The organism is Shewanella decolorationis S12, from assembly GCF_000485795.1.
Classification (GTDB): Bacteria; Pseudomonadota; Gammaproteobacteria; order Enterobacterales; family Shewanellaceae; genus Shewanella; species Shewanella decolorationis.
Genome location: NZ_AXZL01000043.1, coordinates 14,269 through 27,227, shown reverse-complemented (window position 1 = coordinate 27,227; position 12,959 = coordinate 14,269). Strand labels below are relative to the sequence as shown.

Here is a 12,959-nt window from a genome sequence, read left to right as displayed (position 1 = left end):
GTAACAATCTGTTCTCGCGAATGACGGTCTGCGCTTATCATTCGCCTCAAAGGCCTGACAGAGATTTACCGTGGGGGGAGCTGCGATTCCTCTTGAAACAGCAGCTCACCCATAATGTTATCGATATCCACTTTAGCTAAACCTTGGTCAAACAAATCTCGCCAACGACGCCCTTCATCTGTATTACGAAAAGCCACATATAGCTGTTTGTTCGCTAACAGTTGTCGATTAACTTGCAATTTTTCAGCAAGCGGCTGTAGATGAGGTTGTTTGAGTAAGTAATGCAGCACATTAATATCAATCACAGCACCATCAATCCGACCAGCGGCTACTTTTCTGATATTTTGCTCATCTGATGTCACTGCTTCTACAGGCTGCGCCCCTGTTCTAATCATCAAATCCAAGACATCGGTATTGACATAATCTTTCACAACACCAAGTGTGTAGCGATTTAAATCTTCTAGATGTTGCCAGCTAATTGGGTGGGATTTTTGTTCGACAATTCCTAACGGACTCGCGCCAATAGATTTTGAAAATACAAACTTATCCGTCTCAAAATAATATTCAGGTAAATATCCAATATAATCAGATTTAGCAGAGCCAGCTAACTTGACAGCACGACTCCATGGATAAAAATCCACAGCGAGCTGCTGATCCATTCTCTCTATAGCCGCTCTAGCAACAGCAATGCTTGCCCCTTGTTGAGGTAATTGTTGACCCGAATATGGTGGCCACAACAAGGATGTGAGTTTGAGTGTATCCGCATTAACACAGCTAATAAGCGAGAAAACACATCCAAAGAGCCAAAAAAGCCATCGAACCATAAAGCCTCCCCACTTAGTATTGGGCTGGTGGATACTTCAGGCAAAAATTTTTAACACTCCTTGTCGACAAACTAATAAGAGCATGCTGATGCTTTAAGGTTATCTTACAGTAGATTTATCTAAGGTAACCCCCATACGCTCTCGCCATTTTGCAATAACAGACGTTCACCGTTACAAACACTTTAAATTATAATCGCCATTTCCCCCACGGTAATGACTATTTGTTACATTTTTACGCTTAAAAAAACCTTAAGAATGAAGCTAAACTGCAAGAGTAAGTGAAAGCTGCAACACTGATTTTGATTTATCAGTAATTCAACATGTTAACTAGGGGAAGATATGCGAGCTTCATTTAAAGACAACAAGTTGAGTAATATCCCAATGTCTATAAATCAAATGATCATCACGTTCATCGGCGTAATATTCACCTTGATCGGCGCGATATTTTTACTCTTACCTGGGCCAGGATTACTTTTTCTCCTTATCGGATTAACCCTATTAAGCACCCAATACCTTTGGGCAAAACGTTGGCTGCGTCTAAGTCAGCGACAATTAAGCAAGAGTGCAGCTTGGCTCGATAGCCAAATTCGGCGCCACCGCTGTTAATCTTGAGTCCCCACCTAAACATCAACCCAAGTCATCTGACTTGGGTTGATTTTTCTTAACACGCCCTAGGCATTAATGTCCTCATACAACTCTTGGTACATCAACTCACGCATTTTAAATTTCTGGATTTTTCCGGTGACTGTCATTGGGTATTGCTCCACAAACTTGATGTAGCGTGGCACTTTAAAGTAAGCGAACTTTTCGGTGAGGAAATGACGAATATCCTCCTCTGAAATCGTGGCGCCACTGCGAATTTTGATCCACGCGCACACTTCCTCGCCGTATTTATCACTGTGTACCCCAAACACTGCTGCATCTTGCACATCTTTATGGGTGTAGAGTTTCTCTTCAATTTCACGGGGATAGATATTCTCGCCGCCGCGAATAATCATATCTTTGATACGACCAACGATTTGTACATAACCTTGCTCATCCATTTGCCCAATATCGCCAGAATGCAGCCAGCCTTCACTGTCGATGGTTGCCGCCGTTTTTTCAGGGTCATTCCAATAGCACTGCATGATGCAATACCCACGGCTACAGACTTCACCGGGCGTATTAATCGGCAACACTTCACCAAATTCATCGACAATTTTCACTTCGGTATGGGGTAAAGCACGGCCAACCGTAAGCACTCGCTTCTCTACGGGTGAGTCAATTTCAGTAATGTGGTTCAGCGGGCTACACTCGGTTTGCCCATACCCAATTAACACTTCCTGCATATACATCAGGTTTTGTACCCGGCGCATCACTTCTTCAGGGCAAGTCGCTCCCGCCATAACACCGGTACGCAGCGAGCTTAAGTCAAAGCGTTTAAATTCGGGGTGCTCTAACTCGGCGATAAACATAGTGGGAACACCGTGCAGTGCGGTGCAGCGTTCACGCTCAACCACCTCTAAGGTGGTTAGCGGGTCGAAGGAATCTCCTGGAAAGACCGCCGCGGCACCCTTAGCTAGGCATACAAGGTTCCCGAGCACCATCCCAAAACAATGGTATAAAGGTACTGGAATGCAGAGCTTATCTTCACAGGTAAACTTCATCGCCTCGGCCACTAAGTAGCCATTATTCAGGATGTTGTGGTGCGATAAGGTCGCCCCCTTCGGGCTGCCTGTGGTGCCAGAGGTAAATTGGATATTAATCGCATCAAAAGGGCTAAGTGATTCGGCGATTTGCTCGAGCGCAGTCTTGTCCTCGGCCGTCACTTCAACCAATAAATCATCAAAGTTCAACATGCCGGGAGACTTTTCAGCCCCCATGCGGATCACAAATTGTAACTCGGGCAACGCCTTGGCCTGTAATTGCCCTGCGGCGCACACCTTAAGCTCTGGCGCTAACTCGTAGAGCATCTGCAAGTAATTACTGGACTTGAATTTATCGGCGCAGATCACCGCTCTACAGCCCACGTTAGTCAGGGCATATTGTAATTCTTCAGGTCGATAAGCGGGGTTGATACACACCATAATGGCGCCAATTTTGGCGGTGGCGAATTGGGTTAGACACCACTCAATATTATTGGGCGACCAAATGCCGACGCGATCTCCAGGACCTATGCCCAGTTTAAGTAAGCCTGTGGCCAAGGCATCAATTTGCGCAAGGTATTGGCGATAATTCCAGCGGATATCTTGATGATTCACGACAACGGCTAACTGTTCGGGATAAGTGTTAGCGATATCGTTAAGGTACTGTCCTATCGTTTTTTCAACAAGCTCCGGGGAATTTGGTCCCCGGAACTCACTGTGCTTAAGTGGGTTTGTTGCTTGGGTCGTTGAAACAGACATTAAGGCCTCCGTGCTTTTTTATTATGGTTAGCGGGATTCAAACTAACCAAACCTCGGAACATCTCACAAGTAAAAAAGCACGGTATTAGACTAAAGAGTAAGGATGTTCTATTACTCGAACATCTTGATTAACGGGTAATAAACGCCACCTGTTTATCAGTGGTTAACACCTCTAAACGTTGCAAACGCTCCATAATCGCCAGCAATACCCCTTGGCGGCGCATATTCTCTAACACCCCAGGACTGAACACTTCGAGGCGAGTCATCGCAGTTAATAACAAACGGCATTGAGCGACACTGGCATCACGGATATAAGCAGGTTTATCAACTAAGTAACTGTTGTTATACCAGTAATCCCAAGTGAAATTAGCAAGTAACCAGCCCTGAGTAGTTAAATCGCTGACAAATTCCAACATGCGATCGCGGTGCAGGCTCACATCACCCGCGGTGAAATCTTTAAGGTATTTAGTGAATAGGCCACTGTCTGTGGTCATTGCTGAAGTTTCCATAGCACACCTCACTGTCTCAACATCACTCATATAAGTCAGGTATTGAAATAAGGCTTGGATTAGGACCTTTTGGATTGGGACCTAAAGCTGCCTACATTGCATCTATTTGCGGCGTCATAGCACCAGTGCATAAGGCATACCAGACTCGATAGAGATGACAGGGTAAGCGGTGTTAACTGAACGCTGACTTAACGCTCTCAATAATCTGCTCAGAGTACGGTTAATTGTGGGGCAAACAAAAAGTAAGATAAACTCAATGCATTAACTCGAAGAGACTGGCTGTTTTTGTGAAGGATAAAAGATGAACTACTGGCTGATGAAATCAGAGCCCGACGAATTTAGTATCGACGATCTTAAGGCTTGCCCCAATCAAACTGAAGCTTGGTTTGGGATCCGTAACTACCAAGCACGTAACTTTATGCGAGATGCGATGCAAATTGGCGATCAAGTCTTCTTTTACCACTCAAGTTGCAAAGTCCCCGGCATCGTCAGCATTGCCGAAGTCGTGACTGAGGCCTATCCTGACAGCTCGGCCTTTGATCCCGAATCAACCTATTTTGATCCTAAGTCAGATCCTAGCAACCCAAGATGGCTCAGGGTCGATATTCGCTTTGTGGAACAATTTAAGCAAATCATTCCATTGAGTTTGATTAAAAGCTTGCCACAATTAGCTGATATGTACTTAGTATCCAAAGGTTCAAGGCTGAGTATTCAACCCGTTACCGCCGAGCAATGGCAAGCCGTACTGATGCTCACTCGATAACAGCTTATGTTGAGCTCAAAATTCATCCATACGAGGTTGAATTTAACAGAGCGCAAGTATGAATAAATTCACCACTTCACTGATTGGCGGAGTCGTTTTCAGCTTAATCGCCCCGATAAACGCTTTGGCAAAACACGATAATGATAAAAAGGACAAAGACTTACCTCAAGGCTTACAGAAGAAAGTCGATAACGGCCAACCTCTCCCGCCTGGATGGCAGAAAAAACTGCACCGTGGCGATATCCTAGATTACGATATTTACAACCGTGGTCGCGTGGTAGTTCCGCTAGATAAAGACGGTGAGATAAGTATTCAAATTGAAGGTTCTATCATCAAACTCGATGAAAAAAGCCGCAAGATCCTTGATATTGTAAATATCATTACAGATTAAGATGAAATAAAAGCGCACATTTAAATTGTATTATGTGCGCTTTAGTAAAACTAACAACACGTAAGCTTTTAACCTTTTTTAAAATCGTACCAATAGCATAATTTCACTCAATTCCCCTCCGTTTCTCACATCAAAACATCCAAATTGATAAATCAGAAATTCAGCGCTATTTAAAAAACACACAAAACACCCTAAGCACTACTCACTGATGAGGCTCATCTAACGATCAACATAACGAAGGGAAAAGTCAGTCAAGCCGCAACAATTAGAAACAAACACACAACACAAACTCTGTGCAAAAATAAAAAGTAAATACAACTTTTTCTCTATTTTATAAAAATACATGCAGAACGGCGCCCCATAAGATCACTCCTAACAAACGCCAATAACAATAAGTTACAAATTAAAGACACAAAAAAATCAAAATCAATTACATTAAAAATATTCACTTAATAACAATAGGTTAGATAAACAACAAAAACATAACCCATCACATTTTTGTTAAAAAATATTTAATTTTCTGTTAGATTTGTAACTTATAGCTTAATTTAATCTTAATTATTGACTATGTTCCACTCCGTTTATCTTCTCCGTATTGACATCAATGTAATCAACAAATAAATATATTGATGAAATTGTTAACAACCGATTTCACAAAAGAAAAACAATTAACCAATTAGAAATATAAATATAAAGGAGAAATGTATGAACTCGTTGTCTCTGACGGCAAAAGCAGTTCGCTACGGCATATTTGCCGCAGCAAGCTTAACAGCTTCAAACTTAGTTTATGCTCAAGCTGAAGAACAAGCTGAAACAATTGAACGTATTGAAGTCACTGGCTCAAAAATTAAGCGTATTGGTGAACTTGCACCGACTCCAGTTACCGTCATTACTGGTGATGGCTTAGTTGATGCAGGCGTTGTAAACGTTGCCGACTTATTACACAAAATGCCAAATACCTTAGTTGGTTTATCACCTGAAACGACCAACAATACCGTATTTGCTAGCGGCTTAAATAACACTGACCTTAGGGGTTTAGGTTCTGACCGTACCCTCGTGCTCGTTAACGGACGTCGATTTGTTGCAGGTGCACCAGGTTCAGGCGCCGTAGACCTTAACAATATTCCAACTGCGATGGTCGAGCGTATCGAAATTACCACAGGTGGCGCCTCAGCAGTCTATGGTTCCGATGCTATTGCGGGTGTAGTAAACATTATCACGAAGAAGAGTTTTGATGGCATTGCTGTAGACGTGTCAACCACTCAGCCGACAGAAGATGGTGGCGAAGAAGAATACGCCTCGATCACATTCGGTTCGGAGATTGGCAAAGCAAGCTTTGTGACAAACTTGAGCTGGGCACGTCAAGGCCAATTGTCTTATATGGACAGAGAGTTCTTACGTGACGCTCCTATTGTTGTCAGAAACCAAAATGCAACAGGTCCAGATGATCCACAAGCGGTTGTTTGGGGATATGGTCAGCAAGTACTTGCTTCATATAGCAAAACGGGTACTTTTGTTTCTAACGGTACGCGCTATACATTTGATGAAAATGGCAATGTTCGTCCAATGCAACTCGGTGAGCCTTTACCACCGCTAACTTCTGGCCGCGTGGATTATTTGGGCGGTGAGGGTTATAACTTTGCCGAAAACTCATTCATCAAAACCCCATTGGATCGTATCAACTTCTTCTCAGTAATGAGCTACGACATCAATGACAACCATAAAATGACAATGGAAGCTACGTTAAGCAAATCAGACGCTTATGGTGAAAGCTCTCCTGCGTTTTTAAACTTCAGATTATACGAAGATAACGGCTTCTTATCTCCAGAGGCGTCTGCACTTGTTAGTGCTGGTCAATCGGGTCCAGGCAAAGGTGTGAATGTTGGTTACTTAGCATCTGACTTCGGTAACCGCAAATATAGTCAAGAACGAACTACTGCCCGTGTAGCATTAGGATTTGAGGGTTCGCTGTCTGAACACTGGTCATATGATACCTACGCTACAGTTGGTCATGTCCAAGCGGATACCGAATGGTATGGTGAAATGTTTGAACAACGCTTCTACGATGCTGTTGATACTGTAAAAGATGCTAATGGTAATGTTGTTTGTCGTAGCGAAAGCGCCAGAGATAATGGCTGCTTGCCTTTAAACGTCTTTGGCCGAGGTATTTTCGACCAAGATGCCTACGACTGGGTTAGCACTGACGCAATTCGTCGTTCGTCAATCACTCAATCTGCATTAGGCGCATCAGTAAGTGGTGACTTATTCGAATTACCCGCTGGTTTTGTATCAAGTGCATTCAGTGTTGAATATAGAAAAGAGAAAGCTGACACGTTACCCGATCCAGCAATGCGAGAAGGTTTGCTATTCAACAACCAATCTCAACCATTAGAAGGTGAGTTTGACGTAACAGAAGCTTCTGCAGAGTTTTCTATTCCATTGTTAAGTGATGTGACTTTTGTGCAAGACTTAACGTTAGAAACAGCATACCGCTACATGGATTACTCTACCTCAGGCTCTGATACAGCTTGGAAAGTTGGTTTGAACTGGGCTGTTTATGATGATTTAAGACTGCGTTTCAACCGTTCTAAGTCTGTTAGAGCTCCGAATATTGGTGAGTTGTATAACCCACCAGGGCAAACATTCAGAACGATGAGAGATTACTGTGCTGCAAGTTACCGTAATCAAATCAATCCAGACTATTTAGATAATGTGCTAGCAAACTGTGCGGCTCAGGGTATCCCTGCTGATTTCGAACCTTCACAGGATTGGTATGGCTCTACACGTCCTGGATTCATTGTAGGTAACGAAGATCTGAAGAACGAAGTAGCAGATGACATCACAATCGGCTTCGTTTACACCCCAAGCTATATTGAAAATCTTAGCTTTACAGTGGACTACTGGACGTTTGACATGAAAAATGTCATCAACAGTTTCACAGGTCAGGAAGTAGTAAAATATTGTTATCAATCAAGTACATTGAACAACCCATTCTGTCCTCTGCTTGAACGTGATCCTAATACTCATGAGATCGTTAACTACTACGAGAAACCAGTTAACTCAGCCACCAGCAAAACTTCAGGTTTTGATATCGAAGCTAACTACACCTTAGAAACGAGCTTTGGTGATTGGGGCTTCCGTTTATTCAGTACTTACCTAGAAGAACGCTCGTTCAACTCTACAGGTTTTGCTGAAGACGAAGTCAAAGAAACGGGTGAGCAGGAAAGACCACGTTGGCGTCATCGTTTCACTACAGACTATACCTATGAAGATTTTTCTGCAGTGTTAACCGCAAACTACCGTAGCAGCACAGTCCTCAGTAATGACTGGTCACCGAATCAAAACAATTACAACGATATTCCATCGTATATGACGTTTGATTTAACGACACGTTACAACATTACTGATGCACTACAAGTACGTGCAGGTATCCTAAACATGTTTGATGAAACCCCACCACGTCAACCAAGTGTTTACAACCAAGGTGCATACTATGACATCCTAGGTCAACGTATTACCGTTGGTGTTAACTATAAGTTTTAATTAGCTTTAATTAAGATCTCCCATTCAAAGTGACATATCTTCAATTTCGATATGTCACTTTTTTTACCTTGATGTTATAGCATAAACCTGCACACACTTAGCGCCCATCGAGCATGCGGCCAAGCCCGCCGAGGACTGAACCTTCGCCGCGGTCGCTACCGCCAGCAGAAGGGGCGTGAGCAATTATGCGATCTGCCATTCGCGAGAACGGCAGACTCTGTAACCACACAGTACCATGGCCCTTTAAGGTCGCTAAAAATAGCCCTTCACCGCCAAAAACCATCGATTTTAACGAGCCTGCGCGCTCGATATCGTAATCAATCCCCGGGGTAAAACCGACCAAACAACCTGTGTCGACGCGTAAGGTTTCACCTTTTAGTTCTTTCTTAACTAAAGTGCCTCCCGCATGGATAAACGCCATGCCATCGCCCTGCAAGCTTTGCAGAATAAAGCCTTCACCGCCAAAAAAGCCTGTACCTAAACGGCGATTAAACTTCATGCTAACGCGAGTTCCAAGGGCTGCAGCGAGAAAACTGTCTTTCTGGCAAATCAGCTCGCCACCATATTGGGCGAGATCGATTGCCAAAATCGTACCGGGATAAGGCGCTGCAAAGGCGACTTTGCGTTTTTGATGCCCGAGGTTCGTAAAGTGCGTCATAAAGATGCTCTCACCCGTCAGCACACGTTTACCGGCCCCCATCAACTTGCCAAAAAAGCCTGACTCCGGCTCGGAGCCATCACCCATTTTGGCCTCAAAGCTGATGTCCTGCTCCAAATAATTCATCGCACCAGCTTCAGCGATCACAGTCTCATTAGGGTCGAGCTCCACTTCAACCAACTGCATACTGTGGCCGATAATTTCATAGTCCACTTCATGGCAACGTCTAGACATACAATTCCCCTTTACTCTGTCAGTCCTTATTGATTTGATAAGTCGTAAAACATAGTTCGATTTAGGACTTACTCTATGACATAAAATGTCAAAATGCGATTATTTTTATCTCAATTTTGCAGCAGAAAGTTGTTCCAAACATGACAAGTAGCAGCGGATTAACCTAAACCCACCCCATTAAACTGCTCTACCTTAGCAAATTCCTCTAGGATCAATTCAGTAAACAGCTTACCCGCACGGCCCAGGGGCCGCTCAAGGGTCGACACTAATTGGGGGATAAAGGTATAACGACTGCCACCGACAAAATCGACCTCCACAAGCTCACCTCTCAATAACTCCTCCTGCACTAAAAAATCTGGCAACCAGCCAAAGCCGAGTCCTTTTAATAACGCGTTTTTTTTCATAATAAAACCAGAAAGATAAAACACTTTATCGCCACCGAATTGCAGCTCATCTCGATAGGTTTTATTGGGGGAGGAATCTTCGATGGTCAGCTCAACATGCTGCTGTAACTCAGGCAGACTGATTTTTTTTAATAGTGCCAGCGGATGTGAAGCACTCGTCACCAGCACGCTAGTAATCGCTGGCAGCGGCTGTGGGTGATAATAGGGGCCGGTGCGGTAGTCTTTAACCAACATCAGATCCGCATTATCACGTTCAAATCTGTGCTGCACACCGCCGAGAAACTCCATGTTGAGCTGAATTTTCGTCGGGATTTGATGCTCAGCCATTCGTTTAAGCGCAGTCATAATCGGCTCCATCGGCAAGGCGCCATCGATCACTAACTCCAGTTTTGGTTCCCAACCTTCACTAAAACGACTGGCAAGATGTTCAATATTGGCAAGGTGTTGTAACAGTCTTTGCCCCTCGGCCAAGATCACCCGCCCTTCACTCGTCAGCTCGGCGCGGTATTGGTCACGGCTAAAAAGTTGCACACCTAAATGTTCCTCTAGCTTTTTGACCTGATAGCTGACCGCCGATTGCGCCTTGTGTAAACGCTCGGCAGCCTTAGCAAAACTGCCCTCTTCCACTAACACTTGCAGGACATTAAAAGCATCAATATCGATGCGCATAGGGACTCCTTGGCGCGAATATAAATGTCACGCAAACGCTACGAAGCGTAAAGTAGTTAATACCATCTATTTTTTAGATTGAGATGACAGATTTATTATTCTTTTTTTTGTTCATCTAAGCAACTAAATTGATAAGAAGATCACAGTAATGCAACTTGCAACATAACAATAAGCGCTGTAGAGCCCCACTCACAGCGCATAAAACTCAAGGATCCACCATGCCATTTTATGTGAAACAAGGCCAAGTACCCCATAAGCGCCATATCGCATTTGAGAAGGAAAACGGCGAGCTATATCGTGAAGAGCTGTTTTCAACCCATGGTTTTTCCAATATTTATTCCAATAAATATCATCACAATATGCCGACGAAGGCGCTAGAAGTCGCTCCTTACCACCTCGGTCACGGTGCCCAATGGGAAGATTCTTTAGTTCAAAACTATAAATTGGACTCTCGCACGGCCGATCGTGAAGGCAACTTCTTTAGCGCCCGCAACAAAATCTTCTATAACAATGATGTGGCCCTTTACACCGCAAAAGTCACCCAAGACACGCAGGAGTTTTACCGTAATGCCTACGCCGATGAAGTGGTATTTGTGCACGAAGGTGAAGGCACGCTTTACAGTGAATATGGCACCCTAGAGATTAAAAAATGGGACTACTTAGTTATCCCACGAGGCACCACACATCAGCTCAAATTTAACGATTACAGCAATGTGCGCTTATTTGTGATTGAAGCCTTTTCAATGGTGGAAGTGCCAAAGCATTTCCGTAATGAATATGGTCAATTACTCGAATCAGCACCCTATTGTGAACGCGATCTACGCACGCCCGTATTGCAAGATGCCGTAATTGAACGCGGCGCCTTCCCGCTGGTATGTAAATTTGGTGATAAGTACCAACTGACCACCTTAGAGTGGCATCCCTTTGACCTTGTGGGTTGGGACGGCTGTGTTTACCCCTGGGCATTTAACATTACCGAATACGCGCCTAAAGTCGGCAAAATTCACTTACCTCCTTCAGACCACTTAGTGTTTACCGCCCACAACTTTGTGGTGTGTAACTTTGTACCGCGTCCTTACGACTTCCACGAGCGCGCCATCCCAGCACCTTACTATCACAACAATATCGATAGTGACGAAGTGCTGTACTACGTTGATGGCGACTTTATGAGCCGCACCGGGATTGAAGCTGGCTACATTACCCTACACCAAAAAGGGGTGGCACACGGCCCACAACCTGGCCGCACCGAAGCCTCGATTGGCAAAAAAGAAACCTATGAATATGCAGTGATGGTGGACACCTTCGCCCCACTGAAATTAACCGAACATGTGCAAAATTGCATGAGTAAAGACTACAACCGCTCTTGGCTAGAAAACTAACGCTGCACTGCAGCATGAGTAAATGGCTTAACTAAACCGACTAGCCGTAAGTCACCACAGTGTACAAAGCAACAAGAGTGACTGCGTGTTGAATTAATCAAGAGGAACAGATCATGGCAAGCGAACTCAATCCACTGGGCTTACTCGGTATCGAATTCACCGAATTCGCCAGCCCCGACAGCGATTTTATGCACAAAGTGTTTATCGACTTTGGTTTTTCACTGCTGAAAAAAGCCAAGAATAAAGACATTTTGTACTACAAACAAAATGATATTAACTTCCTGCTCAACAACGAGCGCGAAGGGTTTTCGGCAGAATTTGCCAAATCCCACGGTCCTGCAATTTGCTCTATGGGCTGGCGTGTAGAAGATGCCAGCTTTGCTCACCGTGTGGCAGTAGAACGCGGCGCCAAAGCCGTAGCCGATTCGGCCAAGGATCTGCCCTATCCGGCGATTTATGGTATTGGCGACAGCTTAATTTATTTTATCGACACCTTTGGTGCCGACAACAATATCTATGCCACTGACTTTGAAGACTTAAGTGAACAAGTTATCACCCAAGAGAAAGGCTTTATTGAAGTCGACCACTTAACCAATAACGTCTACAAAGGCACCATGGAGCATTGGGCCAACTTCTACAAAAACATCTTTGGTTTTACTGAAGTACGTTACTTCGACATCAGCGGCGTACAAACTGCACTGGTGTCTTATGCCCTGCGCTCACCCGATGGCAGCTTCTGCATTCCGATTAACGAAGGTAAAGGCAACGATAAGAACCAAATCGATGAATACCTGAAGGAATACAATGGTCCAGGCGTACAACACTTAGCCTTTAGAAGCCGTGATATCGTAAAATCCTTGGATGCGATGGAAGGCAGCTCGATCCAATGCTTGGATATTATTCCCGAATATTACGACACCATTTTCGATAAAGTCCCGCAAGTGACCGAAAACCGTGATCGCATCAAGCATCACCAAATTTTGGTAGATGGTGACGAATCAGGCTATTTATTACAAATCTTCACTAAAAATCTGTTTGGCCCGATCTTTATTGAAATCATTCAACGCAAGAACAACTTAGGCTTTGGTGAAGGTAACTTTACTGCCCTGTTCCAATCGATTGAGCGGGATCAAATGCGCCGTGGCGTGCTGTAATTTCCGCCTTTAATCTCATAAGAAAAAACGGTACGCATTGCGTACCG

General features: G+C 44.1%; 11 protein-coding genes. 6 read left to right on the top strand and 5 right to left on the bottom strand.

The annotated features are described in order from the left end of the window. Nucleotides 1–65: 65 nt before the first annotated feature. Complete coding sequence (locus tag SHD_RS02485; RefSeq protein WP_039977254.1) at nucleotides 66–824, bottom strand: substrate-binding periplasmic protein; 759 nt, start codon at nucleotides 822–824, stop codon at nucleotides 66–68. 339 nt (nucleotides 825–1,163) lie between these two features. Between SHD_RS02485 and SHD_RS02480 the strand changes: the two genes are divergently transcribed. Beyond that, on the top strand, nucleotides 1,164–1,430 hold the full coding sequence (locus SHD_RS02480; protein ID WP_039977253.1) for a PGPGW domain-containing protein: 267 nt from the start codon (nucleotides 1,164–1,166) through the stop codon (nucleotides 1,428–1,430). Between the two features lie 65 nt (nucleotides 1,431–1,495). On the opposite strand, the gene SHD_RS02475 is transcribed toward SHD_RS02480, so the two are convergent. Both SHD_RS02475 and SHD_RS02470 read right to left on the bottom strand, forming a co-directional pair. Beyond that, on the bottom strand, nucleotides 1,496–3,208 hold the full coding sequence (locus SHD_RS02475; RefSeq protein WP_023265695.1) for an AMP-binding protein: 1,713 nt from the start codon (nucleotides 3,206–3,208) through the stop codon (nucleotides 1,496–1,498). Nucleotides 3,209–3,336: 128 nt separating this feature from the next. Further along, nucleotides 3,337–3,717 carry a DUF6508 domain-containing protein gene (locus tag SHD_RS02470; protein WP_023265694.1) on the bottom strand — a complete coding sequence of 127 codons (381 nt, stop codon included), beginning with the start codon at nucleotides 3,715–3,717 and terminating at the stop codon, nucleotides 3,337–3,339. Nucleotides 3,718–4,018: 301 nt separating this feature from the next. Here SHD_RS02470 and SHD_RS02465 point away from each other — a divergent pair, with 301 nt between their 5' ends. From SHD_RS02465 to SHD_RS02455, 3 genes are all read left to right on the top strand, one after another. Further along, complete coding sequence (locus SHD_RS02465; RefSeq protein ID WP_023265693.1) at nucleotides 4,019–4,480, top strand: EVE domain-containing protein; 462 nt, start codon at nucleotides 4,019–4,021, stop codon at nucleotides 4,478–4,480. 58 nt (nucleotides 4,481–4,538) lie between these two features. Then, a complete protein-coding gene (locus SHD_RS02460; protein ID WP_023265692.1) occupies nucleotides 4,539–4,871 on the top strand; it encodes a hypothetical protein in 333 nt (110 codons plus the stop codon). 705 nt (nucleotides 4,872–5,576) lie between these two features. Next, entirely contained in the window at nucleotides 5,577–8,414 is a 2,838-nt protein-coding gene (locus SHD_RS02455; RefSeq protein WP_023265691.1) for a TonB-dependent receptor domain-containing protein, read from the top strand. 97 nt (nucleotides 8,415–8,511) lie between these two features. Here SHD_RS02455 and SHD_RS02450 read toward each other — a convergent pair whose 3' ends face one another. Together SHD_RS02450 and SHD_RS02445 are read right to left on the bottom strand one after the other, a co-directional pair. Continuing rightward, nucleotides 8,512–9,306, bottom strand: a complete 795-nt coding sequence (locus SHD_RS02450) for a TIGR00266 family protein (RefSeq protein WP_023265690.1) — start codon at nucleotides 9,304–9,306, stop codon at nucleotides 8,512–8,514. Between the two features lie 158 nt (nucleotides 9,307–9,464). Further along, complete coding sequence (locus SHD_RS02445) at nucleotides 9,465–10,379, bottom strand: LysR family transcriptional regulator (protein ID WP_023265689.1); 915 nt, start codon at nucleotides 10,377–10,379, stop codon at nucleotides 9,465–9,467. A 218-nt stretch (nucleotides 10,380–10,597) separates the two neighbouring features. Between SHD_RS02445 and SHD_RS02440 the strand changes: the two genes are divergently transcribed. Further along, the gene (locus SHD_RS02440; RefSeq protein WP_023265688.1) at nucleotides 10,598–11,758 is read left to right on the top strand and encodes a homogentisate 1,2-dioxygenase; all 1,161 of its coding nucleotides are present in this window, start codon (nucleotides 10,598–10,600) and stop codon (nucleotides 11,756–11,758) included. Between the two features lie 113 nt (nucleotides 11,759–11,871). Then, nucleotides 11,872–12,912, top strand: a complete 1,041-nt coding sequence (gene hppD / locus SHD_RS02435; protein ID WP_023265687.1) for a 4-hydroxyphenylpyruvate dioxygenase — start codon at nucleotides 11,872–11,874, stop codon at nucleotides 12,910–12,912. The last annotated feature ends 47 nt before the right edge of the window (nucleotides 12,913–12,959 follow it).